This is a genomic window from Niallia sp. Marseille-Q9988, from assembly GCF_976954375.1.
This window is the reverse complement of record NZ_CDRJSZ010000003.1, coordinates 440,962-466,744: the sequence shown is the minus strand read 5'-3', so window position 1 is coordinate 466,744 and position 25,783 is coordinate 440,962. Positions and strand designations below refer to the sequence as shown.

Annotated in this window: 20 protein-coding genes and 1 tRNA gene; 6 read left to right on the top strand and 15 right to left on the bottom strand. The window is 35.8% G+C overall.

Annotation, left to right across the window (positions count from 1 at the left end):
• Window positions 1-32: 32 nt before the first annotated feature.
• The 5 genes from ACWNMZ_RS06400 to queG all read right to left on the bottom strand — a co-directional run bounded on the left by ACWNMZ_RS06400 (window position 33) and on the right by queG (window position 6,210).
• Window positions 33-1,928, bottom strand: coding sequence for a PrkA family serine protein kinase (locus ACWNMZ_RS06400; protein WP_031535769.1), 1,896 nt, complete (start codon window positions 1,926-1,928; stop codon window positions 33-35).
• Between the two features lie 259 nt (window positions 1,929-2,187).
• Window positions 2,188-2,943 (bottom strand): oxygen-insensitive NADPH nitroreductase, encoded by a 756-nt coding sequence (gene nfsA / locus ACWNMZ_RS06395; RefSeq protein WP_031535770.1) that lies wholly within the window; start codon window positions 2,941-2,943, stop codon window positions 2,188-2,190.
• Between the two features lie 478 nt (window positions 2,944-3,421).
• Window positions 3,422-3,898, bottom strand: a complete 477-nt coding sequence (trmL, locus tag ACWNMZ_RS06390) for a tRNA (uridine(34)/cytosine(34)/5-carboxymethylaminomethyluridine(34)-2'-O)-methyltransferase TrmL (protein WP_031535776.1) — start codon at window positions 3,896-3,898, stop codon at window positions 3,422-3,424.
• Between the two features lie 80 nt (window positions 3,899-3,978).
• Window positions 3,979-4,854, bottom strand: a complete 876-nt coding sequence (locus tag ACWNMZ_RS06385; protein WP_031535778.1) for an amidase domain-containing protein — start codon at window positions 4,852-4,854, stop codon at window positions 3,979-3,981.
• A 216-nt stretch (window positions 4,855-5,070) separates the two neighbouring features.
• On the bottom strand, window positions 5,071-6,210 hold the full coding sequence (gene queG, locus ACWNMZ_RS06380; RefSeq protein ID WP_031535780.1) for a tRNA epoxyqueuosine(34) reductase QueG: 1,140 nt from the start codon (window positions 6,208-6,210) through the stop codon (window positions 5,071-5,073).
• Window positions 6,211-6,304: 94 nt separating this feature from the next.
• On the opposite strand from queG, the gene ACWNMZ_RS06375 reads away from it, so the two are divergent.
• Window positions 6,305-6,970 (top strand): B3/B4 domain-containing protein, encoded by a 666-nt coding sequence (locus ACWNMZ_RS06375; RefSeq protein ID WP_031535783.1) that lies wholly within the window; start codon window positions 6,305-6,307, stop codon window positions 6,968-6,970.
• A gap of 131 nt (window positions 6,971-7,101) precedes the next feature.
• On the opposite strand, the gene ACWNMZ_RS06370 is transcribed toward ACWNMZ_RS06375, so the two are convergent.
• Both ACWNMZ_RS06370 and ACWNMZ_RS06365 read right to left on the bottom strand, forming a co-directional pair.
• Window positions 7,102-7,175: transfer RNA gene (locus ACWNMZ_RS06370), tRNA-Gly, on the bottom strand.
• A 398-nt stretch (window positions 7,176-7,573) separates the two neighbouring features.
• Window positions 7,574-9,061, bottom strand: a complete 1,488-nt coding sequence (locus ACWNMZ_RS06365) for an MFS transporter (RefSeq protein ID WP_031535784.1) — start codon at window positions 9,059-9,061, stop codon at window positions 7,574-7,576.
• Between the two features lie 401 nt (window positions 9,062-9,462).
• Between ACWNMZ_RS06365 and ACWNMZ_RS06360 the strand changes: the two genes are divergently transcribed.
• The 3 genes from ACWNMZ_RS06360 (at window position 9,463) to ACWNMZ_RS06350 (ending at window position 12,652) form a co-directional block, all read left to right on the top strand.
• Window positions 9,463-10,245 carry a formate/nitrite transporter family protein gene (locus ACWNMZ_RS06360; protein WP_031535785.1) on the top strand — a complete coding sequence of 261 codons (783 nt, stop codon included), beginning with the start codon at window positions 9,463-9,465 and terminating at the stop codon, window positions 10,243-10,245.
• 300 nt (window positions 10,246-10,545) lie between these two features.
• Window positions 10,546-12,294, top strand: a complete 1,749-nt coding sequence (locus tag ACWNMZ_RS06355; RefSeq protein ID WP_031535786.1) for a SulP family inorganic anion transporter — start codon at window positions 10,546-10,548, stop codon at window positions 12,292-12,294.
• 22 nt (window positions 12,295-12,316) lie between these two features.
• Entirely contained in the window at window positions 12,317-12,652 is a 336-nt protein-coding gene (locus ACWNMZ_RS06350; protein WP_031535787.1) for an ArsR/SmtB family transcription factor, read from the top strand.
• Window positions 12,653-12,730: 78 nt separating this feature from the next.
• Here the strand turns inward: ACWNMZ_RS06350 and ACWNMZ_RS06345 are convergent, their stop codons facing one another.
• Both ACWNMZ_RS06345 and ACWNMZ_RS06340 read right to left on the bottom strand, forming a co-directional pair.
• Window positions 12,731-13,153 (bottom strand): NusG domain II-containing protein, encoded by a 423-nt coding sequence (locus ACWNMZ_RS06345; RefSeq protein WP_031535789.1) that lies wholly within the window; start codon window positions 13,151-13,153, stop codon window positions 12,731-12,733.
• A gap of 159 nt (window positions 13,154-13,312) precedes the next feature.
• On the bottom strand, window positions 13,313-14,455 hold the full coding sequence (locus ACWNMZ_RS06340) for a zinc-dependent alcohol dehydrogenase (protein WP_031535791.1): 1,143 nt from the start codon (window positions 14,453-14,455) through the stop codon (window positions 13,313-13,315).
• Between the two features lie 203 nt (window positions 14,456-14,658).
• Here ACWNMZ_RS06340 and ACWNMZ_RS06335 point away from each other — a divergent pair, with 203 nt between their 5' ends.
• Window positions 14,659-16,881, top strand: coding sequence for a choice-of-anchor I family protein (locus ACWNMZ_RS06335; protein WP_035416053.1), 2,223 nt, complete (start codon window positions 14,659-14,661; stop codon window positions 16,879-16,881).
• 131 nt (window positions 16,882-17,012) lie between these two features.
• Here the strand turns inward: ACWNMZ_RS06335 and ACWNMZ_RS06330 are convergent, their stop codons facing one another.
• Both ACWNMZ_RS06330 and ACWNMZ_RS06325 read right to left on the bottom strand, forming a co-directional pair.
• The gene (locus ACWNMZ_RS06330) at window positions 17,013-18,671 is read right to left on the bottom strand and encodes an ABC1 kinase family protein (RefSeq protein WP_031535796.1); all 1,659 of its coding nucleotides are present in this window, start codon (window positions 18,669-18,671) and stop codon (window positions 17,013-17,015) included.
• 13 nt (window positions 18,672-18,684) lie between these two features.
• Entirely contained in the window at window positions 18,685-18,984 is a 300-nt protein-coding gene (locus ACWNMZ_RS06325; protein WP_031535798.1) for a phasin family protein, read from the bottom strand.
• A 607-nt stretch (window positions 18,985-19,591) separates the two neighbouring features.
• Here ACWNMZ_RS06325 and ACWNMZ_RS06320 point away from each other — a divergent pair.
• Window positions 19,592-20,080 (top strand): DedA family protein, encoded by a 489-nt coding sequence (locus tag ACWNMZ_RS06320; protein ID WP_031535801.1) that lies wholly within the window; start codon window positions 19,592-19,594, stop codon window positions 20,078-20,080.
• Between the two features lie 138 nt (window positions 20,081-20,218).
• Here the strand turns inward: ACWNMZ_RS06320 and cysK are convergent, their stop codons facing one another.
• The 4 genes from cysK to xylE form a co-directional block, all read right to left on the bottom strand.
• Entirely contained in the window at window positions 20,219-21,139 is a 921-nt protein-coding gene (gene cysK / locus ACWNMZ_RS06315) for a cysteine synthase A (RefSeq protein WP_031535803.1), read from the bottom strand.
• Between the two features lie 13 nt (window positions 21,140-21,152).
• A complete protein-coding gene (locus ACWNMZ_RS06310) occupies window positions 21,153-21,776 on the bottom strand; it encodes a lysozyme family protein (RefSeq protein WP_031535805.1) in 624 nt (207 codons plus the stop codon).
• 235 nt (window positions 21,777-22,011) lie between these two features.
• A complete protein-coding gene (locus ACWNMZ_RS06305) occupies window positions 22,012-23,259 on the bottom strand; it encodes an MFS transporter (protein ID WP_031535807.1) in 1,248 nt (415 codons plus the stop codon).
• 822 nt (window positions 23,260-24,081) lie between these two features.
• A complete protein-coding gene (gene xylE / locus ACWNMZ_RS06300) occupies window positions 24,082-25,500 on the bottom strand; it encodes a D-xylose transporter XylE (RefSeq protein ID WP_031535810.1) in 1,419 nt (472 codons plus the stop codon).
• Between the last annotated feature and the right edge of the window lie 283 nt (window positions 25,501-25,783).

Sequence of the window (25,783 nt, the reverse complement as noted above, 5' to 3'; positions counted from 1 at the left end):
ATTTAGCCTGTTCCTCCCTTTGACCAATTTATTTAACGATTCAATAAGCTGCCTACATAACGTAATAACTCGTTGGCAGATGTGGAATTATAGCCATGTTCATCAATTAAACGTGCAACCACCTCATTGACTTTCTTCAATTGCTGCTCATCTGGAGTTTTCGTTGAAGTAGTGATTTTAACAACATCTTTTAAATCTGCAAATAACTTCTTCTGGATTGCTTCACGTAAGCGATCGTGAGAGTTATAATCAAATCGTTTTCCTTTTCTTGCATATGCAGAAATACGAATTAAAATTTCTTCACGGAATGACTTCTTCGCATTTTCTGAAATACCAATTTGTTCTTCAATAGAACGCATTAGTTTTTCATCTGGATTAATCGCATCACCAGTTAATGGATCACGCAGCTTGTTTTTATTGCAGTACGCTTCTACATTGTCTAAATAATTATCCATTAACGTTTTAGCAGACTCTTCATAAGAATAAACAAATGCCTTTTGTACTTCTTTTTTGGCAATTTCATCGTATTCTTTACGCGCTAAGGAAATGCAATTTAAGTATTTTTCTTTTAATTCATTCGTAATAGAAGAATGCTGATCCAATCCTTCTTTTATAGATAAAAGCACATCAAGTGCGTTGATACTTGTTACATCCTTGCGAATAATCGTAGAGGATATCCGGTTGATTACATAACGCGGATCAATACCACTCATTCCTTCATCGCCATATTCGTTTTGTAATTCTTTTAGGTCAGCTGAACCGAAGCCTTCCACATTCTCACCATCGTATAAGCGCATTTTCTTTACTAAATCAATATCCCCTTTTTTCGGTTCTTTCAATCTAGTTAGAATGGTAAAAATAGCGGCAATTTTCAACGTGTGTGGCGCAATATGCACATTCGCTACATCGCTTTCTCGTATCATTTTTTCATAGATTCTTTCCTCTTCTGACGCTTTTAAATTATATGGAACAGGCATAACAATAATACGGGAATGCAATGCTTCGTTCTTTTTATTGGAAATAAAGGAGCGATACTCTGTTTCATTCGTATGAGCGACAATTAACTCATCTGCAGAGATAAGAGCAAATCGACCTGCCTTAAAGTTTCCTTCTTGTGTTAATGATAATAAATGCCATAAGAACTTCTCATCACATTTTAGCATTTCTTGAAACTCCATCATGCCTCGGTTCGCTTTATTTAGCTCTCCATCAAAACGATAGGCACGTGGATCAGACTCTGATCCATATTCCGCAATGGTAGAGAAATCAATGCTTCCTGTTAAATCTGCAATATCCTGTGATTTCGGATCAGATGGACTAAAGGTTCCAATCCCAGTTCGTTTATCTTCTGAGAAAAATACTCTTTCCACCATCACATCTTCAATTCTTCCATTATATTCTTCTTGCAGTCTCATCATATTAAGTGGAGATAAATTGCCTTCAATACGAATCCCATATTCATCAAAGAAATCGTTTCTTAGACTATGTGGAATCATATGAAGCGGATCCTCATGCATTGGGCAACCTTTGATCGCATATACAGCTCCACGGTCTGTGTAGGTATATGCTTCTAATCCTCTTTTCAGCATCGTTACCAAAGTGGATTTACCACCGCTGACTGGACCCATTAATAATAAAATACGTTTTCTTACATCTAAACGTTTGGCAGCTGGATGGAAATATTCCTCTACTAGCTTTTCTAATGGCTCTTCTAATCCAAAGAGCTGATCAGAGAAAAATTTGTATTGCTTTTTCCCATTTACTTCATCAATGCCAGCATCTTTAATCATGTTATATACTCTAGAATGCGCGGACTGACCTACCCATGGCTTTTCCTTCAAGATTTCTAAGTACTCTCCAAAAGTCCCTTCCCACTTCAACAACTCTTCTTCTTGTCTATACATCTCGATTTTCTTTAATATATTCATATGGACCTCCCCTGTCACATTATCAGAGACGATTAATATAATCTATGCACCAGCGAATGCGAACATGCTTAAAAGAAAGAATAGTTTTTTAAAAGACCCTAAACCATAAAGGGAAAACTGTATCTTTAACACGGAGTACCGCTATAGAATAACAATTATTATTTAATAGGAAATATTTTCTTTTTTATTTGCATAAAAAAACAGCATCTATTTCACTTAGATACTGTTTTTTTAAATATATTACTTAATCTGTCTTTCATTATTTCAAATCAAGTTTCTTTTCGTGAACAAACTCTTTCATATACATACGTGATTTTTGCTCAAAATTAGCAGCCATCTGAGCTGTCCATGTATCTGTTCTCTTCCCATTTGTTCTTTCCTGATAATAAGCAGTGATTTCGTTATTATATTCCTGTAGCTCTTGTTTATATTTTTCTACATCTTGCTCATATTCATTTTCGTGATATATATGCTGAAAAGGAGCTCGTGGTTTTTTCTCTGTTTGTTGGTCTGGATAACCTACGACTAAAGCAAACACTGGTAAAACATGATCTGGAGTTTTTAATAATTGACTCACACCAACTAAATTATTGCGAATTCCGCCTATGTAACAAATACCCAGTCCTAATGACTCAGCAGCAATTGCCATGTTTTGCGATGCTAAAGCTACATCAATCAGACTAACCATAAATTTTTCCGTGCTCTCAATAGAATCCTGTGCTGATTCCTTTTTCCCTTCCATTTCTGAAGCAACAGTGTGCCGATATAAATCTGCACAGAAAACAAACAGATGTCCATTGTTTTCCACATATTGCTGATTCCCTGCTAATTCTGCTAATTTTTTCTTTTTTTCCTTATCTTTTACGCCAATAATACTATATGCTTGTACAAAGCTAGAAGTAGAAGCACTTTGGGCCGCTTCCACAAGAAGACGAATTTGTTCTTGCGTTAACTCCTTATCTGTAAATTTTCTTACAGATCGATGATTTAGGATTGTTTCGATTGTTTGATTCATGGAATTCTCTCCTTAATTTTCTTATTGTCTCCAACCATTACTGATAATGACTATAGCCTAATAATATACCAATATTAGTCATGATAAAAAGAATTAGCCCATTTGCTAAATAGATAATAGCTTCTTTTGACTTTTTATTACCCCTCCACTCCATAAAGGATTGAAGAAAGCTATGACAAATTAATATATACCTACTTACTATTGGACCATCAAATACAAACAATAATAGGATAGCACTGGGTATCACCGTAAAATCTAACCATTTTTGTAGCCGATGAACCTTTTTTCCATTTTATTTAATAGTTTTAGCTTTTTTCTCAAATATCCTTCTGTTCCAAAAAGCAGGAGAAAAAAACTTAATAAATAGATGAGATCTTTTGATACGGTGAATGCCATGTTATGTTCATTCTCCTTTATTCCAATTATAGTAAAAAGAGTATAAATCTATTACGATTTACACTCCGATATTGTTTCTGTACTATTTTTTTAAATGCCCAAAATTTTGTTGCCTTAATGCCTCATAAATGAGAATTGCCGCAGTATTCGAAAGGTTAAAAGCACGAATATTATCTGTCATTGGAATTCGAACCGTTCTATCTACATTATTCTGGATAAGTTCTGGCGGAAGACCTGTTGTCTCACTTCCAAATATAAAGTAATGATCTTTGTTTATATCACTGTAATTAAAAGAGGCATAAGGGGTTTCCCCAGACTTCGTAATATAGTAAAATGCTCCGCCTTCATTTTTTTCATAAAATTCATCTAAAGAGTCATAATAATGGATCTCTACAAATTCCCAATAATCTAGCCCAGCTCGCTTTAACGCTTTATCATCAGTGGAGAATCCAAACGGACGGATTAGATGCAAAATAGTGTCTGTTCCTGCACAGGTTCTAGCTATATTGCCAGTATTGGAAGGTATTTGTGGTTGGTATAAGACGATATGTATTGCCAAGTTTGTCACCTCTAACTATTACTTTCCGTTCCATTATACACTTACTCTAAATGAAATGCGAAAGGGATATTTCCTGTTTTTTAGCCATCTATAATCGTAAAAAATTTATATTTAATATTTGGAGTATAAGCAGTTGAATCTTCGTATTTCCAGTAGCGCATTCGACTATTATACGTATGAGCATTTACTAACGGTTCTCCATTCGCATCCTTCCCTGTAACAATCGTCGTATGATTATATTTCCCATCACCTTCGAAATCATAGCAAATGACATCCCCAAGTTTTAGCTCGATAGCATTATTTACTTGTTTGGCACGTAAACCCGTTGTAGAGGTTTCTAAATACCTTGGAAAGGCATTGGCCACTGACCAACTATAGCTCCAATTATTGTTTTGCATCCACCAGCCCTTATTGCGATTAGGATAACCTCGCATCGGAGCACCCCCTTCATGGACACATTGAGAAATATAATTGGTGCAATCTACTTCGAATTGATGATATTTCGGATTATAGCTATTCCACCATTTTTCCGCATATTGAACCGCTTTTAACCGATCATATGAATATCGGCTCCACCCTTCTGTATTGTTCCCAAATTCTTCAGACAAAGGATTTTCTCGATAATCCGGATAGACAGGAGCAATCTCTTTATCTTCAATTAATACCCCTTTATAGAAAATCCCCTTTCTATTTTCCACTTCTTCTTCTACGAAAAATAGTTCTCCTTGCTTAATGAAATATTGAAGATGAACGGTATAAACCAATTCCTCAGTCTCATCCGCCTTTTTCTGAATATCTTCCACTTTCCCCTTTGCCTTCACATGTACAATTTCAGCATTCCTTCTATGGAAACAATCTCTTTTCCGCGCAAATTTTTCGTCTTCTATACTTGTTCTTTCTTTCGCCACGCACTGCTGCATTCTTTTTTCGATAAGCTCCATTAGTTGTTGTTTCATTGTATCTACTCCCTTCCTTAATAAATATGTTTAAAGGAAGGAGAACTGTACAAAAAAAAGAAGGAGATGGATTCCTTCTTTTTGTCTCGTTTTTATTATATCTGTATAATTTAGAAGACAACCGTTTTTATATACTGATCGAAAGACGTTCATCCACCTGATGAAAACCACTTTCCCTCTTCCCACACATAAAAGTGGCGTTCATCCACCACAATCTTATAACGAATGCGATAATCGTTGTAACGCATCTTCAATTTCTTGTAATACTTCTTGATCTTCTTCTTGTTGATTTGCTGTTTGTAGGGCAGTCATTGACTCACCGCCACCAATTTTTCCTAATGCCCAAGCAGCCGTTCCTCTAATGACTGGTCTTGGGTCTTTTTTCATCACCGTAATTAAATCACCAATTGCTCCTTCTTCTTTAAAATGAGCTAGTGCAATGATGGCATTACGCTGAATTGGTTTCTTTCCACGCCAGGAACCAGAAACATGACCATATTTTTCTTTAAATTCCTTATTACTAATAAAAAGGAGGGGCTGAAGCAATGGTTTTGCGATTTCTGGATCTGGCTCCATTTCTGGATGATTGTGAAAATCCATTCCTTTATTTTTCGGACAAACAGTTTGGCATGTATCACAACCATAAATTCGGTTACCGAGCTTTTCTCTAAATTCTTCTGCGAGAAACCCCTTTGTCTGTGTTTGAAAAGCAATGCATCTTTGCGCATTTAACTGCCCGCCTTGAATAAGGGCACCTGTTGGACAAACATCAATGCATTTATTACATGTACCACATTGATCTTCCATTGGTGTATCTGGCTCTAATGGAAGATTTGTAATCATTTCACCTAAATACACATATGAACCGAACTCCGGCGTAATTATGGCACAGTTTTTCCCAGACCAGCCAATCCCTGCTCGTTGTGCAACAGCACGATCTACTAACTCACCAGTATCTACCATTGATTTACATAACGCATCTGGAATTCTTTCTTGTATATAATCCTCAAGCTTCTTCAAGCGATCTTTTAAAACAGTATGATAATCCGTTCCCCAGGAAGCACGACAAAAAATACCTCTGCGCTCTCCTTTTTTACTAACAACTCTTTCCTTCATTTTAGACGGATAAGCAAGAGCGATAGAAATAATCGATTTCGGCTTGTCTAATAGAAGGGAGGGGTTTACCCGCTTCTCAATATCCTTCTCTTCAAACCCAGATTGATAGTTTAATTTTTGCTGTGTTATTAAGCGTACTTTCATTTCTTCAAAGGTGCTAGCACTTGTAAAGCCAATTTTATCAATCCCAATTGTTTTACTATATTCTATAATATCTTCCTTTAATGCATGATAATCCATAAATGTCTCCCTCCCTTCTTTTCATTGGTTTTTTATATAGATTACGCTAAAATATAGGATAACATAGACAACAACTATAGTGGAGGTGTATATATTGGATATTTCTATATCAGAACAGATTAAACAATTAATTCCTAATTTTAAGATTGGCTTTATTTACTATCAAGGGATGGAAGTAATGGACACGCCCCAAATGATTAAGGGACGCATGCGACTTTTTCAAGAGTCTATTTTTTTTGATTTGGAAGATAGTAATATTATCGATATTCCTTCTGTAAAGGAATGGAGACAAATCTTCAAAAAAACAGGCAAAGATCCAAATCGCTATCGTCATTCGGCAGAAAGTCTTCTTAGACGAATCAAAAAACAAAATTACTTGCAGCCAATTAATAGCAGTATTGATATTAACAACTTCTTTTCCCTTCAATATGCTGTTCCTATCGGTATTTATGATTGTGCCAATCTTCAAGGTACTATAAACATCCGGATTGGAAAAGATGGTGAACAATATGCTGGGCTTAACGGAAGAATGAATTCAATCGAAAATTTAATTGTATCAGAGGATGAACTAGGTCCATTTGGCAGCCCTTTTGTCGATTCAGACAGAGCCCCTGTCCAATCATCTACGAAAAATGCCATTCAAATTGTCTATCTTTCCCCATCCATTGAAAGAGAAAAGGCAGAACAAATGGTAGAATCCTTACTTAACATGTTTGTGCAAGTTCATGGAGGAGAAGCTTCGTTTTCCATTGTAGAATAAACCTAATGAGGAGAGTTTCTAAAGTTAGATACTCTCCTCACTAGGTTTATTTTTTTTGTTCTCTCGTAAAATATAAAAAACGCAATACTTCGTTCTTAGTGAAACGAAACACTGCGTTGTGAGCTTATGTATGGAGCGGGTGATGGGAATCGAACCCACGACATCAGCTTGGAAGGCTGAGGTTTTACCATTAAACTACACCCGCATTTATTCATTTTTTTTACTTATTTTTAACACGTTTTTTATTATATAGCCATAGTGTAAAAAAAGCAACCTCTTTTCGACATTTTTTTTGTTTTTTTATCTATCACATTATCTATTCATTTTTTCATTGGTTCAGGGAATCTACTGTCTTTTTATAAATATTCACTTTAGCCTCCTAGATCGTCTCTGTCTATGGGGCCTTCCAATTTGATAACTATGGAAATATCTAAGCAGATTCCCTTCCCAAAGACTTCTTTTTTAAAATACTACATCATCATTGTATTCAACTGTCTAATATTTATTATTACTTTTTTTGATTTTTTACATTTCTTTTACTTTCCTTCACCAAAAAAAGATCAGCCTTCCTTTCAAAAAGGAATACTGATCTTTGGACAATCTTTATTTTGTAAAAATGGTTTTTCTTTCTTTCCAAGCAAATCCGGAAATAAGCAATATGAGAGTTCCCATAATTAGTACATATGTGGTAACTGCCCCAGCAACTCCAAACGCCTGTGATAAATACCCAAGACCGATTACTGGAAGACTCACGCCAAGATAAGTAATAACAAAGAAAGTTGAGACAATATTTCCTTTTGTTTTACTTGGAGCAACTTCATTTACTAGTGCTAAGCTTCCAGCATATGCGGGTCCATTCCCTCCCCCTATAAGTACGGCTGAAATCAGCAATAATGTTAGGGATTGTGTATAGATTGTTATTACTAGAAGCACAAGTCCCACTGCAAGAAAGGCATAACCGATTGTAATCAATTTCATTAATGATAGTTGTTTTAGTAAAATTTGATTTAATGCTGCAGCAATTAATCCGAGTGCTACTACAATTCCTGATATCGTTAAACTAGTAACTGTTGTAAAACTAGACAGATTAGAAGGGATTAAAGACATAAACATACTTATAATCGACCATGCAACAAAAGAAGTAAGGGAAGCTAACAGGAAAGGCTTCATGATTTCTTTTGGTACAAATGGCTTCTTTAATTGAACAGGCTTCAAACCTGGTCTAATATTTTCATTTAGGAAAAACAGTAGGATAAAACACGGAATAATAAATAATAAATGCACATAGTAAGATAATCTTAATGGGATTGGAGCAAAATCCCCTAGTAATCCGGAGAGAATTGGCCCAAATGCATTGCCGAGTGTGACGGCAAGGGCACATATTAAAGCAGTCTTTTTCGTATTTTTCTTCTCATCAAGTTCGGTTAAAGCAGCCACTGCTACTCCATTTAAAATACCAACAGACAAACCTTGGAATAATCGACCGAGAAGAAGCATTCCCAAACCATTTGCAATGGTAAAACAAAAGGTTCCTATCAGCGAGAAGAAAATTCCTGGGATTAACACTTTCTTTTTCCCAATCTGATCAGATAATTGTCCGGCAATGACAATTGCAGGGATAACAGTAAAAGCGTAAATGGCAAACACAAGGGTAATCATCCCAGACGTAAGTCCCCATTCCGCACGATAAAGTGAATAAAGAGAAGCTGGTATGTTCGTTCCAAATAAGGTTAAAAACAAACTGCAGGCTACGAGCCAGTAAGATATTTTTTTGCTTAAAGTTTTTTGCTCTCTTAGTACCTGAATCGTGTCCGTACTTTGAATCAGCTTTTGTTGAAAAGCTGATTTATGGATGGCATCTGCATCTACTTCCACTACATCCATTAATCCTTGTAATCCTATTAAAAGAGTTTGTACTTGCTTCTCTTCTGCAGAGCTAGAAATTTGTATTCTTGTTGTTGCTTCTCTTTTATAATTTTTGGTTTTTATATCTTCAATATTTACATGATGCGTTCCAAATAAGCTGGATATACGAGCCAGAACTCCCGGCTGATCGTTTACAAGCATCGAAATGCGATATGCTGAAGTCATGAGCTCTTCACTCCCTTTTTAGTTTCCATCTTCTATTTTATGATTGAATAAATATAAAGTCTATACATTTGTAAGAAAATATAACATGAATTCTTCGACAAATTATTCCATGTTGATATTATACGATATTTATCTGTTTTTTCTGTCTTTAACAATGCTTATTTACTGTATTTTCAGAAAAGTCTTGTATATTATTTGTATATTTTAAAGTGGTACTTTTGGAAATAATAAAGAAATAATTGCAAAGTTGATTAAATTGTGAACAAATTTCGAATAAACAATATTATTGTGATTTTTTTCACAAAATATTATTGACCTAATAAAGAATCAACATGATAATAATAGGGTAAGAAACATAACTACAGTGGTAAACAAGAAAACCTTATTCAGGAGGATTAACAATGGAAGGCGCATCACTTCATGAAGTAGAAAAATTAGCCTTAAAAAAATTAAAAATCTATAAAAAAAGTAAGTTTCGCTTTTTTATGCGTGCCGTTGTCGCAAGTATGTTTATTGGCTTTGGTGTCATTGTTGCATTTAAAACTGGTAATTTCTTTTATGCAGTGGAATCACCGCTTGCCTATCCAATGGCAGCTTTAGTATTCGGGGCAGCTATTATTCTAATCGCCTATGGTGGCGGAGATTTATTTACAGGGAACACCTTTTATTATACTTATGCAGCATTAAGAAAAAAAATAAGATGGTCAGATGTCTTTAAAATTTGGGGAACAAGCTATGCAGGTAACATTATTGGAGCCATTTTCTTTGCCATCTTCATCTTGTTAACGGGGTTATTCAAGTCTCCTAGTGTAAATGACTATTTGCTTCATGCAGCACAAGCTAAATTGGAAGCACCCATAAGTGAGCTTTTCTTTCGAGGCATTTTATGTAACTGGCTTGTCTGTTTAGCTTTCTTTATCCCTATGGCTTTAAAAGAAGATATTGCAAAAATTACTGTCATGATTTTATTCGTATTCTGTTTCTTTATTTCAGGCTACGAACATAGCATTGCCAATATGGCAACATTCTCTATTTCTTATGTACTAGATCAAAACCCAGCCATTACGATTCCAGCAATTATTCGCAATTTAATTCCTGTAACATTAGGAAATTTAATAGGCGGAGTCGGATTCATGGGCGTTATGTACTATTATGTAAATAAACCATTTATGGATGAAGAATAAGGAAAATACAAAAAACCGATGCATCCCATTGTTGTATCGGTTTTTTAGCTTCATTATGGTATTAGTACATATGTATTTTTATATTTAGGACATTTTTAATGAGTAGTAGTACGTGATATAGTTGAATTTAATGCCTCCATCGCATTTATGATCCAAACCCATCCCTAAAAAAATCCCCCCTCATAAAACACACAAAAAAGTTCACAAAAATCACTTTGACTTTTTCCCATACAAGGCGTAAATTCTAATAGTATATTCAAATAATCAGATATATAAATATTCAAAAGAAGAAGGGCTACTATGAAATGGAATTGGAATGATAATCGATTTGAAAATTACTCGTTTGCATCTTTTAGAAAAGATATTACATCTGGCATCATTGTTGGTATTATTGCCATTCCTCTAGGGATGGCTTTTGCGATTGCATCTGGTGTAAATCCTGAATATGGAATTTATACAACCATAATCGCCGGAATTCTTATTTCTTTATTTGGAGGATCGAAGTTTCAAATTGGCGGTCCTACTGGTGCTTTTATCCCTATCGTGCTTGGCATCGTCCTCAGTTATGGTTTTGAAAATCTATTAATTGCCGGGTTTTTAGCTGGCATTATTTTAGTTTTATTTGGCGTATTTAGGTTTGGTTCCCTTATTAAATATATTCCGAGATCTGTCACCATTGGCTTTACCTCTGGAATCGCAGTAATCATTTTCACTGGCCAGATCCCTAATTTTTTAGGCCTGCAGGATATAGAAAACCATGAAGCCTTTCTTCTTAATATGGGAGAAATATTCCAGCATTTCGATACAGTTACTCCTTATAGTATTCTTACAGCTATTATTTGCCTTGTGATCCTTCTTTTGTCGCCAAAAATATTTCCAAAACTTCCGGGACCATTAATGGGATTAGTTATTTCTACCATTATTGCAACTATTTTTTATCCTAGTGAAATTGCGACTATAGATTCGGTATATGGTGGTATTCCAAATACATTACCATCCTTCCACCTTCCTGCTATAACTTGGGACAGGGTTACATTACTAATCCAACCTGCTTTTGTCATTGCCATTCTTGGTGCCATTGAATCCCTGTTATCTGCTGTTGTGGCAGATGGTATGACAAACAACAAGCATAATAGTAATAAAGAATTAATCGGACAAGGAATCGCTAATATGATTGCACCTTTGTTTGGAGGCATTCCAGCTACTGGCGCAATTGCCCGTACTGCCACAAATATAAAGAGCGGCGCGGTTTCCCCTCTTTCTGGAATCATCCATGGGATTGTAGTCCTTATCATTTTATTAGTTCTTGCACCTTTTGCAGGCAGAATTCCGCTCGCAAGCATGGCTCCCTTATTAATGGTAGTAGCGTGGAATATGAGTGAACAGAAATCATTTCGAATGATTCTCCAAACAAAAACCGGAGATTCCCTTGTTTTAAGCGTTACTTTTCTGCTAACCGTCTTTTTTGACTTAACAACAGCAGTAGAAATCGGCTTGTTTTTGGCTATCATTATCTTTACTAAACGGATGAGTGATATAATGAAAACATCTCAACTACTACCTAGTGATTCAAATAAATTAGAAAAAATCGATCAAAAACGATCACATGGTTGTCCGCAAATCAGTATTTTCGATGTAGAGGGACCATTATTTTTTGGGGCTGCCCAAGCATTTGAACAAACCCTGTTGCGCTCCATTCATCGCACTCCTGAAATATTAATTTTGCGGATGGGGAAGGTTCCATTCATGGATTTAACTGGAGAGGCATATTTCGCCAATATTATTCAAAGCTTTTCCAAGCATGGCAAGGTTTTAATCTGTGGAATGAATCCTCAGCCAGAAAGCATCCTTCGGAAAACCGGCTTATATGAAAAAATTGGAGAAAAGCATTTCTTTATGCATACAGGTGATGCGATTGACTATAGCTTACTCATTGTTAATAAGCAGCAATGTGAAGGCTGTAAACATTTTGCTTTTCATGAATGCGAAACATTTTCCAATCAACAAGAACAGGAAATAAAAAAGAAAACAGCGATAGCATGGAAGTAAGTGAAGAAAGGGAGGAAGGCATTTGAATCTAGATATTCAACAATTTAAAGCAGATTTTTTTAAAGCACTAGCCCATCCTTTACGAATCAAAATATTAGAAATTTTGGCACAAGGCGATAAAAGTGTGAATGAAATTCTCGAGCTTTTAGAGCTGGAAGGTTCAGCTGTGTCACAGCAATTAAGTATCCTCCGTACTAAAAATATTGTTATTGGGAACAAAGAAGGAAACCGAGTCATTTATTCTCTAAGAGACCCAGCAATCATTGAACTTCTATCTGTTGCAAAAAAAATCTTTAACAATCATTTAATTGATACGATTACTATTTTAGATAAGGTAAAGGAAATGGAAAAAGGATAAAGAGCATGGAAATTATTTATTTCAAATAATTTCCATGCTCTTTTAGTGAAAACAATACGATTGAAAATATGTTAAAAATCAATGAGATAAGATTAGTCCATCCTCTTCCATCGCTTCTGGTTTTTCTGCGACAATTTCTATTAACACTTTATGTGGCAAGCAAATAATGGTTTGGCCAGGTATGCCTTTCCACCCCATCTTTACTCCAATCTGGTCTGGACTATTATCTTCTTTAATTCTAATTTGCTCGTTCTCCACTTCAATTAGATTATATTGTTTGCCTTTTCCTTTAATCATGAATTGCTCATTTTCCGTATGTCCAGTTAAGTCTACTTCACGAATGACTTTGCCGTCCTGTGTAATAATGGCGATGACTTTATTTCCTTCTTCTTCCTTACTTTGATTCATCGCAAATACGGCCATTGGGACAAATGAAATGACTAGGAGGATAACGACCATTATAATATCAAAGGGTTTTATCATCTTAGAGTATTTTCTCATCGAAAACTTCCCTCTCTATCAGCTAATATACATGTATATTATAAAGGTTTTTATAGTAGAAACATATGGATAGAGACAAATCGTCGATAAATTGCCATATATTTAGCTGCAGACTAAACATGTGAAAACCACCGAACTCGTTCGATGGCTTTTTCACAATTATGGTTTAAGGATAACCTTAATCACTTTATCCTCATGATCATTAAACATCTGGTAGGCATTACTTGCATCATCTAAAGAAATGCGATGTGTAATGATTTCCGTTGGATCGATTTTCCCATTCGTAATCCAATCAAATAACATTGGCATATAATGAATAACTGGCGCTTGTCCAGTTTTAACTGTAATGTTGCGCTCAAAAATAGTTCCTAATGGAAACATATTATATTTCGAGCCATAAACTCCTGTTAATTGCATCGTTCCGAATTTGCGCACTGCATTCATACCAATTTCAATAGCGCTGAGTGTTCCTCCTTGAAGTTTTAATTTTTGCCCGATTGCTTCCATTGGCGTTTTCTTTCCGTCCATCCCTACACAATCTATTACTACATCTGCACCTCCAGAAGACAATTCCTTGATATAGTTACCTGTATCCTCATGATTATCGAAATTAACAATTTCTACTTGATTCATTTTTTTGGCATGGTTTAGGCGGTAAGGAATATTATCAACGGCAATAACTCGCTTTGCCCCTTTCATCCAAGCAAATTTTTGGGTCATTAACCCCACAGGACCACAGCCCAATACAACAACTGTATCGCCATCCTTTACCCCCGCATTTTCAACACTCCAATAAGCAGTTGGAAGCACATCAGACATAAATAGCAGGGCTTCATCCTCTAATTCACAGGACTCTGGGATAACAAAGGGCACAAAATTTCCATATGGGACACGTAATAATTCAGCTTGTCCTCCTTGATAATCACCATATCGCTCTGTGAAACCAAAATAGGCTCCTGTATCGGCAATATCCTTATTAGGATTTGCATTATCACACTGGCTTTCCATATCATGTTCACAATAATAACAATGTCCACAAGCAATATTAAATGGGAGCACTACCCGATCTCCTTTTTTAACTCTTGTTACTTCTGGACCTACCTCTTCTACAATCCCCATTGGCTCATGTCCGATTACATAGTCTTTTTCAGTTGGTAAAGCTCCTTTATATATATGTAAATCTGAACCACAAATAGCTGTTGAGGTAATTCGCACAACAATATCGTCTTTCTTTTGGAGCTTTGCATCTTCCACTTGTTTAACTTGAACATCCTTTGTTCCTTGAAAAGTGACAGCTTTCATTTGCACACTCCTCCTGTTTTTTTTATTGTTTACCTATACCAATCTGAACGCACACAGCAAACATCCAAATATTTCCGGATAATCCTTATTATCTTTACCTATTCTAAACAATAAAATTACAATTCTGACATCACCATCCAAAAATTACCCTTTACTATACAAAGTATGTACTACAAATATCTACAATTTATGAGGAGGAGAAAATGAAGAATACATTCACAAAAATGATTAGTGCTTTATCAGTTACATGCTTACTTGGTTTATCTAACTATATCGCCGCCCCATCTTCTGTAAGCGCTGCAACCTTTTCAGATTCAATCAATGTTAGTAAAATTGCCTCTTACAGTACTGGATTATCAGATAAAGATGGTGGTGTAGCGGAAATTGTAAAGTACAACCCAGATATTCATAAATTCTATGTTATTAATGGAAAGCAACAAACAATTGATATTGTAGATTTATCATCTTTAGAATCCAATACACTTCAACATTTGTCCAAAGAGAAATCTATTAATATAGCAGAACTACTTAACAGTGATAGCTTTCAATATGGGGATTTAACTAGCATTGACATTAATACGGAGAAACAAATTGTCGCAGCAGCAGTTCAAGATGAAAATTATTCCAAAAATGGACGTATCGTTATCATGGATTATGAGGGGAATATCCTACATACATTTGAAGCTGGTATTCAGCCTGATAATGTCGTTATATCAAAAGACGGCAAGTATATTCTATCTGCAAATGAAGGAGAACCAAGATTAGGCTTAGAAAATGGTGTTGATCCAAAAGGCTCTGTTACAATTATTAATTATGAAAAGAAACAAGCAAATACCATTCTATTTGATGATACTACAGTAATAGATTCGGATGTACATATCCGGAACAATGGTACTCTAGCTGATGCAGTTCGAGATTTAGAGCCTGAATATATCGGACTTTCTACGGATGGCAAAACAGCATTCATATCTCTCCAAGAAAATAATGCCATTGCAAGAATTAATGTAGAAACAGGCAAAGTTCTTTCTGTAAAGTCATTAGGATTCAAAGATCATTCATTACCGGAAAATGGTTTGGATGCAGCAAGAAACGATAAAATTGAAATCGAATCCTTACCAATATTAGGCGTGTATATGCCAGATTCGATTGAGGTAGTTGAAAAGGATGGCACTACTTATTTATTGACAGCAAATGAAGGCGATGCAACAGAATGGGAAGAATTTGTTAACATAGAAGATTTCAAAAAGGTCAAAGATTCAATCCAACTAGATTCTTCTCTATTTAAAGGATTTACTAAAGAAGAGGCAGAAGCAGCATTTGAACAGATGAAAAACTCTGGTGATTATGACAAATTAGAAGTACTGACAGACCGCGGAAACGATGCAATCTATACTCTAGGTGGACGTTCTTTCTCGATTTGGAATGCTGACACAATGGAACTAGTATTTGATAGTGGAAGTGAATTCGAAAAGATTACAGCAGAGCGATATCCAGACTATTTCAACTGGTCAAACGATGATGATGTATTTGAAAAAAGAAGTGCCAAAAAAGGCCCTGAACCAGAAGATGTAAAAGTAGGAACGATTGGCAACGATCTTTATGCATTTATTGGCTTAGAACGTATTAGTGGTGTCATGACGTACAATATTACAAATCCATCAAATGCAACATTCACTAATTATATTAATACAAGAGATTTTTCAAATGCTATCAGTAGTGACGTTGGTCCAGAAGGCCTTGCCTTTATTCCGGTAGAAGACAGTCCCACTAAGAAACCACTGGTATTAGTTGGGAATGAAGTGAGTGGTACGGTTGCTGTTAATGAATACCAAGTTGATCCTTTGTTTCCAATCGAGTCGATTGAACTGAATCAAACAACTATCAGCATAGAAGTTGGACAGACCTTCCAGTTAGAAGCATCCATTCTCCCAGAGAATACTACGGATAGTATAGAACTAATTTGGACTAGCTCTAATACAGATGTCGCTACCGTAAATGAAGAAGGATTAGTAACTGGAATTGCGGAAGGATCAGCTTCTATACTAGTAGAAACAAAAGATACCAAAAATCGAATCGAAGCAAGTATTACTGTAAAAGAGAAACAAGTAGCTGAAGATGAAACACCAGAAGATACACCTGACGAGAATGATATGGAAGAAGTGCCAGCTGAGTCAATAGATGAAGATGAGGGAAATTCGGAAGTCGGACCAGGTAAGAATAATGAAAATGTTGCAGACGATGCCATAAATTCCCTTGAAGATTCCCAAGGGAATGACGCTACAGATGATTCTTTAGAGGTTACAGCAACAGGAAACCAACTACCTGATACAGCAACAACTAATTATTCCTTCTTACTGTTTGGATCCTTATTATTAATACTTGGTGGAGGTAGTTATCTTCTTATTTATCGCCATGAAAAAGGATAACTATTAAGAAAAACGTATGGCATCCGTTTAGGTAGAGAAATACTTCCTTTCATCCATACAAAAAGTGTCAAAAACTCTTTAAAGAGTCTTTGGCACTTTTTAATTTAGTATAAATGGGAAGGTTCTCATAGCTAAAACCTGCCAGAACGAAAAATCGAATAAATAAGCCAGGCAACCATTAGCATCGCAATCGAAAAGCCGATTTCAATAATCGGAAATTTCCAGAGAATTGTTTGTACCCCACTAAGAGCAACACCAATAATTAAACCAACCATAACAATACTTAGAGCAAGTAAAACAATACTAAAAGCTATCTGGTTGCTAAATCGATCCATCTTTTTTATTAATAATTCCAATTGTGGTGATGTAAATTCTACTTCTACTTTTCCTTTTCGTAGAATTCCCATAAACTGTTTAGCAGTTAACGGAATATCTTTAAGAGAAGCAAAATATTCTGGTATCTCTTCCGCAATGCTTTTAATTATTTTCCAAGGCTTAAGTTTATCTAAGAAAAGCTTCTTACCAAAAGGTTCAGCCACATCAAATACGCTAAAAGTAGGATCTAGTGCAACGACTACTCCCTCCATTGTCATCAATGACTTACCTAAAAGCGTTAACTCCGATGGGATTCGGATATTGTGACGGAATGCAATGAAAAATAAATCATTAATTGCTTCCCCAACGCTTACATCTTGCAAGGGAATATCATAATATTTATCGCGCATTTCCTCTACATCCGCCGTTAATTTTTTTATATCCACATTCTCAGGAATCATTCCTAAATCAGAAATAGCGCGGATGATTCCTTTCGTGCTTTTATTGCGAAGAGCGACCACAAAAGAGGCAAAATTCTTTTTCGTATAAGATGAAAGTTGTCCTACCATTCCAAAATCTAATAAAACGATTCTCCCATCCTGGAGTGCAAGAACATTTCCAGGATGAGGATCTGCATGGAAATGACCGACTTCTAAAATCTGGTAGAATATCGTGTATGCTAACCTTTCTGCAAGTAATTCACGATCGATTCCTGCTTCATCTAAGCGATTGTGATCAGATAACTTTATTCCCTCTATATAATCCATCGTCAATACTTTCTTTGTGGAATAATCCCAATAGACAGAGGGAATGACAACATAGCCCAACGATTTATTCTGCTCGAAAAAACGATCCATATTTCGTGCTTCTATACTATAATTAAGTTCAATAAGCAGCCCTTTTGCTAGTTCATCGACTATTTCACGAAGGCCATATTGCTTCGCCCATGCCCATGTATTTTCAGCTATTCTTGCTAAATCAGCTATTATTTCTAAATCAGTTTCGATGATTGCATGAATATTAGGACGTTGTATCTTTACAGCAACATTTGTCCCATCCTTAAGGATAGCTTTATGCACTTGACCAATGGACGCTGCGGCTAGAGGATCCTCAGAAAAATGCTTGAACAGGTGATCTACAGAATCACCTAATTCTTCTTCCAAAATCCGTACTGCCTCTCCATATGTAAACGGAGGTACTTGATCTTGCAAATCTTTTAGCTCATTAATGATTTCTGGAGGAATTAAGTCAGGACGTGTGCTGGCAATTTGTCCAAGCTTAATAAATGTTGTTCCAAGTTCTTCTAGAACTAAGCGGATGCGACGTCCCGTACTTTTAGGAGGATGTTCTTTATGAAAAAAAAACTTCTCCTCCAGTCCCATTTTATTAGAAAAGAAGCCTATTCCGTTTCGAGCGAGAATAGACGTGATTTTCCGATATCTTTTCATCTGTCTAATACGTTTACTTACACCCATTTACAAACCCACTTTATTCGTCGAGATTTTTTCTTTCTAATGCCTCTATTCTTTTTTCTAATTTCTTCACATCATCTAAAGTGGCTAACTTCATTTCTGCATATGCAGCATTAACCTTTTCTTTTGCAACTGTTTCCAGCTGGCCTTTCATTTCCTCTCCCTTTTGAATCAAGTGATTGATTAAATCCTTTGACTCATTTTTGCTTACTTCTCCTTTTTTCACTAACTCTTCTACTGTTTTCTCTACTTGTTCTTTACCAGCAATCGCTAAACCTAAACCTAAGGAAAGTGCTTTTTCAATTGTTGTTCTCATCTTTCAAAAAACCTCCTTATTTTCTTTTCTAGAATCTTTCATTTTCCCTCAGACAATTTTCTATTTGTGATTAAAGTAATCCAAATAACGTGTAAAGTCAAATCATACGGGAGTAATTTCAACGATAGTGCCAACATATTTATGATATGCTCATTAAAGTAAATAATGGTTACTTTTTCAAATATGTGAAGGTGTAATTTTGAAAAGAAAAGGCTGTTTTCTAAAGAATTGTTGTTTTTTCAATAGGAAAAAAGAATTAATAGGAAACAATTAGCAGCCGGAATACAGAAGACTCCTGTGGGATTAGCGAGACAGTCTGAGACCCCGGAGGCGAAGCTGAGGAGGCTTAAGCTTAGCCCCACGGAAAGCGAAGTGTATTCCGGCTGCGGGTAATCGCAACAAACTTTACGAAAACAGCCAAAGAAAAAGAAGATTGTATGTAGAACCGAATGTCTCTATTCTGAAATAACGTCTTAGCTCCAAACCTTTCCAACATTTTTCAAGTAAAAGCCCTCCCAATTTTATTCTTTTCCCTGTATGATAAGAAAGGCGTACTCTTGAGGCTTTGCCTGAGTGAATGTTTACAGAAAAAGAACGGAGTAAATAAATGAGTGCATCTATACCTTTCATTTCCCACTATGGGTACATTGCCATATTCGCTCTTTTTGCATTAAGTGGTCTTGGTATTCCTATACCAGATGAAGCATTATTAACCTTTGTAGGTTATCTTACTTCTATTTCCGTGATGAATTTTCTTCTTGCAGATATTATTTGCTTTATTGGTGCTCTAAGCGCCATGATTATTAATTACACTTTAGGAAGAAAAATAGGCAAACCATTCCTGCTTACACACGGAAAATGGATAAAGCTTACTCCTGCAAAATTAGAAAGAGTGGAAAAATGGTTTGATAAATATGGTCCATGGACAATTATCATTGCTAATTTCATACCCGGCGTTAGAAGATTGACCTCCTACTTTTCAGGTGTATCTGGCATGAATCTATCAAAATATATCCTTTTTGCCTCTATCGGTTCCTTCCTTTGGTGCCTGCTTTTTACTATTATTGGCTACTATATTGGAGTGCTTCCGTTTTAAACGGGAGCTTATTCTTTTAGGACTTAGTAGATGGATAATTCAACGATTCATACATATTCAGCCTAACTCCAATATCACAAATTCCCTTTTTCTAAAAATAAAAGGCAGCCCAACAAGGACTACCCACTTAAATATCGCTTAAACAAACAAATCTGATGATAAATAACGTTCCCCCGTATCTGGTGCTATGCAAAGCACTTTAGCTGTCGGAGGAAGTTCTTTTGCGATTTGCACAGCAAAATGCGCACTTGAAGCACCTGATGCACCTACAAAAATGCCTTCTTCTGCTGCAAGTCGTCTTGCCATTACTTCCGCATCGGGATCTTTAATTAGTAATATTTCATCAAAAATATCACGATTTAGAATCTTAGGAATGAATCCAGGGCCCGTTCCTGGAATTTTATGAGGACCTGGTTTTCCACCTGATAAAACTGGAGAACCGAATGGCTCTACTACATATATTTTTATACCAGGAATCATTTTCTTTAATTCTTCGCCGACTCCTGTAACCGTTCCACCTGTGCCAGCAGTCAATACCAGTGCATCTAACTTTCCATCAAAAGCTTCATTAATTTCCACAGCTGTCGTTCCACGATGGGCATCAGCATTGGCCGGATTTTCAAATTGCATTGGAATGAAGCTATCAGCAATATCACTTGCTAAACGATTCGCTTCATCAATCGCTCCTTGCATGCGTCTGCTTCCCGGTGTTAAATGAACCTCTGCCCCATATGCTTTTAAAATCTGCACTCGCTCTTTTGTTGCATTATCTGGCATCGTAATAATGCAACGGTATCCTTTCACTGCAGCTACCATTGCTATTCCTATCCCTGTGTTTCCTGATGTTGGTTCAATAATGGTACTTTTACCTGGAATAAGCTTGCCTTCTTTTTCTGCATTTTCAATCATATTTAAAGCGGCACGGTCTTTCACACTGCCACCAGGATTAAAAGATTCTAGCTTTATATACACTTCCGCCCCAATTTTTTCAGGGATTTTATTTAATTGAACAATTGGGGTATTGCCTATTAATTCAAGTACCGATTTGTAAAGCTTCATTTCTATATTCCTCCTATAATTCTCGAGCATATTCTTCAATCATACTGCTCATTTCTTCTACCCTAGCTGTGACTTTTTCTGCATAAGTAAAGTCCCCATAGCAATATGGGTATCTAAAATTGAACTTGTCGTTATTACATGTATAAAGTGTTGGTGATCGTTCCACCATATATTCCGAATAGTTTTTTGCCGATTCCTCACTATGTTCGACTAGATTGTTACTGACAATAAAGTCAATATAACCTGGTCCCATATTATAGCTCTGGATAATTGCCTCAAGATCGACCCCTTTTTTCTCGCCATACTTGTACATTTCAGCAAAATGAAAAACTCCTTGTTTTATACTTTCTGAAGGGTCTTCAATTGCATTTCTTTTCAGGCCTGCTGATTCAGAGGATTGCATCGGATCATTTCCTTTTCCATGACTTTCTTGATCCATTATTGCAAGTAATATTGGTGCTAGCTCCTCTGCATTTAACTCATTTGATTCTAGCTCATTTGAAATATCCGGTAAGTACTTCAATAATCTTTGTTCATTATTTTGTTTAATCGTACTACTAGTAAATAAATAGCCAAAATATATAACCATTATTAAAATAATAATGGTGTTCGTTGCTGATTTTCTTTTTTTCTTCATTCCTATCCCTCGTTGACGCTTAAAAATCAATTAAACGTTTCCTGATTTTTTACCGTTCCCTATACATTTATTCATTATACAAGAAACAATAGTGAATTTCATTCCTTGTGAAAAAGAACTTTTTCAAAATTGCTTTATATTGGGTTATACAAAAGCAAAAAAGACTTAGCTAATGCAACAAGCGCTAGCTAAGTCTAAATCATTTTTCGTGGATTCAAATTTTATTTTATTCCCATTAATTCTGAAGCGATTCCGGAAGAGCAGACCTTCCTGCCTCCATAAGTACTTTGTCTCTTCCTAAGAAAATGGACAAGATAATGATAAACACTCCCGTTCCTATTAATAACCATTCGATTTCCATGAAATCAGCAATTGGACCGAATATTAGCATTCCAATGGGCATCATAGAAGTAGAAATCATTCCCATTACACCGAAGACTCTTCCTAAAAATCCTTCTTCTATTTTTTCCTGCAATAAAACAGTGGTTGGCGTATTAAAGATTGGCATAGCCAAACCAAATATGGCCATGAAAACTAAATAGATCCAAAACATAGGAATAATCCCAAGTGCAAACGTACAAACTCCCATCATGCAGCTTGCAAGTGTCATTGTTTTTATTTTATTTTCAAAGCCGCCCCATGATGCAATGACGCCTCCCCCTATCATCATTCCAATGGAAAAGGCAATTTCTATTGCAGTTAATCGCCAGACATCCTCTCCAAAACTACGAGTAACCTGCAAAGGAGTCAAGAATGCTGCCGGCGCCATAAGCACGAAAAAAATCGCAAAAAAGAAAAAGAATTTTTTCAAAAAAGCATGATTATTTACATACTTCAGTCCTTCTTTAAAATCACTAAAATAACTAGTCGATTGGGTTTCCGTTGCCCTTTTATGTGCTGGAATCTTTAAAAAGGCAAGCAAGGTAATGATCGCAAGCACTGCTGTAACAACATCAATGAAAAAGATTGTTTCAATAGATGCAAATGTTAATAATGCAGCACTTACCATCGGTGAAATGAACATAATAATAGCTTGAATGCTCCCATTAACACCATTTACCTTTGTCAGCTTATCTTTTGGAACAATTTGGGGCAATATTGCCCCAACAGATGGTGTTTGAATCCCTGTTCCAAATGCTCGAACTGCTGCCATCACAAAGAGCAGCCAAATTGGATCATATCCTATTAAAAAGAGAATGGCCAACACCAACGTAGCAAAAGCAATAAGCCCATCTGATAACATAATTAGCCGTTTCCGGTTATAGCGATCTGCCCATACACCAGCTATTGGCGATAAAATAAAGGTTGGAAGAAACCCACATAAAATATAGATTGTCATCATTAAACCAGATTCTGTTGTTAGCGTTATATACCACATTATCGCATATTGGACGAGTGACGATCCAAACAAAGATATCGTCTGGCTACTAAGAAATAACACGATATTCCGATACCAATTTTCTTTATGATTAACTGTACTCATTCATAAACCTCACATTCATTTTGATTAGTTAGAATAAGTCTACCTATCTTTACTAAGGCGTAGAGAAAAGAGCGAAGATATGGTATTCTTCCCTCTTATTATTAACCATATATTCAGGTTTCCAATAAATAGACAGACGAATCCCATTTCTTCTTATAAGAAGAACATCCACGTATTTAATTAACGTTGAAAATTGGGAATCTTAATCTCATTGATGCTGTCAAAAGGAAAACCTCCGTTCATTACAAAATTCCATTTAATCTTAGCATACACTCAATATTGGATACAATCGTATAGAAGAGGTATTTTTCATTTATTATTCAAAATTTTTGTAAAACAAGTATGTATATATTAATTTATTCTGTTAAACCTACTTATTTTAAGCTGAAATTTGATTTTTTCAGCCATAACCACTCCCTTTTCAGCCTAAATTTGTTTTTTTCAGCCAAACTCACTCCCTTTTCAGCCTAAATTTGTTTTTTTCAGCCAAACTCACTCCCTTTTCAGCCTAAATTTGTTTTTTTCAGCCAAACTCACTCGCTTTTCAGCCAAATTTGTTTTTTATGCCATAACCACTCCCTTTTCAGTCAAATTTGTTTTTTATCAGCCAAAGCCACTCCCTTTTTAGCCAAATTTGTTTTTTATCAGCCATAACCACTCCCTTTTCAGCCAAATTTGTTTTTTATCAGCCATAACCACTCCCTTTTCAGCCAAATTTGTTTTTTATCAGCCAAAACACTCCCTTTTCAGCCAAAACCATCAACTTCTCCAAAAATTAAAAGAAAAGCAGAGGACTATCCCCCCTGCTTTTCCCATCAATACTTACGCTACATCTTCATCCTTTTTCTGCGAATTAACAAGAATTTTCTCCAGTTCTTCTAATGATCTACCTTTTGTTTCAGGTACAAACTTCCAAATAAATAGTGCTGATAATAGACTCATAATTCCATAGAAGGAATAGGTTAAGCCACCACTTACCTCCATCATCGCTGGGTATGTGGAAGAAATAAAGTAGTTTGCTGCCCATTGTGCTGCTACCGCAATTGCAACAGCTTGTGCTCTAACTCTATTCGGGAAGATTTCTGAGATTAGCACCCACACTACTGGTCCCCATGACATCATAAAGGATGCAGTATAAATAATAATGAATATCAAGGTCGCAATGCCAATTTTGTTTGAGAAAGCCATAGCAGCTACTCCAAACATACCAATTGTCATTCCAACAGAACCAATAATTAATAGTGGCTTACGTCCAAATTTATCAACCGTAAAGATGGCGATAAGAGTAAACACAACATTGACTAAGCCCATAATAATCGTTTGGAACATGGAAGCATCTCTTGCCGCACCCATGCTTTCAAAAATACGTGGGGCATAATAAAGAGCTACATTGATTCCAACGAATTGCTGAAAGACTGATAATAATATTCCAACAACTACAATTTTTTTGCCGAAAGTAAACAGCTTTGCTTTTGATTTATTGTTTTCATTAAAGGATGCCTTAATTTCAAACATAGTCGCTTTGGCCATTGTTTTTTCATATATTCTGGACAAAACAGTCATTGCCTTTTCATCCTGATTCTTCGACACAAGATAACGTGGTGTTTCTGGAACCGTGAATAATAACACCAAGAATAGGATTGCAGGTATTGCTTCAGATAGGAACATATAGCGCCAACCAATGTCATTTAACCATTCCAACGTTTGCCCACTTGCAATACCCCAGTTTACAAAATAAACGACAAGCATTCCAAAGATAATCGCAAATTGGTTTAAAGAAACCAATGTACCTCTAATTTTTGGAGGTGCCATTTCCCCGATATACATAGGTGAGATTGCTGAAGCTAAGCCGACACCAATTCCCCCAATAATTCGATAGATGTTAAAAGTAATGAGTAGAGCATAGCTTGGTTCTCCTTGTGTGAAAAACAAAAATTCTGGAAACGCAGATCCAAGAGCTGAAATTAAAAATAGTACCGCTGCAATAATAAGGGAATATTTGCGTCCGAAATTTGTAGCGAAGTAACCAGATATAAACCCACCAATAATACAACCTATTAAAGCACTTGAAACGGTAATTCCATGTACAAGGGAACTAAGACCTAATCCATCTGAAAAATAGGCTTGAAGGGATCCTTCTGCTCCAGAAATTACTGCTGTATCATAACCAAATAACAAGCCTCCAAGTGTCGCAACCAACGTGATTAGTACAATATAAAAATAACTATTTTTATTTACCATATGTTTGAAAGAGACTTAATCTCCTTCTTTCCTCCCCTCTTATGATTACTGATAGCCTTTTCATTTCAGCTAATAATAATCACTTTTTTAGTATTCATAGTATTTTTTAGTCTACTAACCTCCTAACCTAACAATACTAAGATGATTCCGTTTTCATTTCTATTTAATAAAGCACTTCATTCATTCATTCATTTCATACTATTAAATTATCATGAAAGCGTATTCTTGATAGCGATTTCACCTTCACTTTTTTGTTATCATCTAGACTTTCTTGTAAAATCCT

Excerpts from the sequence above, each read along its gene's own strand:
- ACWNMZ_RS06400 (WP_031535769.1), bottom strand. The coding sequence starts at position 1,928 with ATGAATATATTAAAGAAAATCGAGATGTATAGACAAGAAGAAGAGTTG.
- nfsA (WP_031535770.1), bottom strand. The coding sequence starts at position 2,943 with ATGAATCAAACAATCGAAACAATCCTAAATCATCGATCTGTAAGAAAA.
- ACWNMZ_RS06385 (WP_031535778.1), bottom strand. The coding sequence starts at position 4,854 with ATGAAACAACAACTAATGGAGCTTATCGAAAAAAGAATGCAGCAGTGC.
- queG (WP_031535780.1), bottom strand. The coding sequence starts at position 6,210 with ATGGATTATCATGCATTAAAGGAAGATATTATAGAATATAGTAAAACA.
- ACWNMZ_RS06365 (WP_031535784.1), bottom strand. The coding sequence starts at position 9,061 with ATGACTTCAGCATATCGCATTTCGATGCTTGTAAACGATCAGCCGGGA.
- ACWNMZ_RS06360 (WP_031535785.1), top strand. The coding sequence starts at position 9,463 with ATGGAAGGCGCATCACTTCATGAAGTAGAAAAATTAGCCTTAAAAAAA.
- ACWNMZ_RS06355 (WP_031535786.1), top strand. The coding sequence starts at position 10,546 with ATGAAATGGAATTGGAATGATAATCGATTTGAAAATTACTCGTTTGCA.
- ACWNMZ_RS06345 (WP_031535789.1), bottom strand. The coding sequence starts at position 13,153 with ATGAGAAAATACTCTAAGATGATAAAACCCTTTGATATTATAATGGTC.
- ACWNMZ_RS06340 (WP_031535791.1), bottom strand. The coding sequence starts at position 14,455 with ATGAAAGCTGTCACTTTTCAAGGAACAAAGGATGTTCAAGTTAAACAA.
- ACWNMZ_RS06335 (WP_035416053.1), top strand. The coding sequence starts at position 14,659 with ATGAAGAATACATTCACAAAAATGATTAGTGCTTTATCAGTTACATGC.
- ACWNMZ_RS06330 (WP_031535796.1), bottom strand. The coding sequence starts at position 18,671 with ATGGGTGTAAGTAAACGTATTAGACAGATGAAAAGATATCGGAAAATC.
- ACWNMZ_RS06325 (WP_031535798.1), bottom strand. The coding sequence starts at position 18,984 with ATGAGAACAACAATTGAAAAAGCACTTTCCTTAGGTTTAGGTTTAGCG.
- ACWNMZ_RS06320 (WP_031535801.1), top strand. The coding sequence starts at position 19,592 with ATGAGTGCATCTATACCTTTCATTTCCCACTATGGGTACATTGCCATA.
- cysK (WP_031535803.1), bottom strand. The coding sequence starts at position 21,139 with ATGAAGCTTTACAAATCGGTACTTGAATTAATAGGCAATACCCCAATT.
- ACWNMZ_RS06310 (WP_031535805.1), bottom strand. The coding sequence starts at position 21,776 with ATGAAGAAAAAAAGAAAATCAGCAACGAACACCATTATTATTTTAATA.
- ACWNMZ_RS06305 (WP_031535807.1), bottom strand. The coding sequence starts at position 23,259 with ATGAGTACAGTTAATCATAAAGAAAATTGGTATCGGAATATCGTGTTA.
- xylE (WP_031535810.1), bottom strand. The coding sequence starts at position 25,500 with ATGGTAAATAAAAATAGTTATTTTTATATTGTACTAATCACGTTGGTT.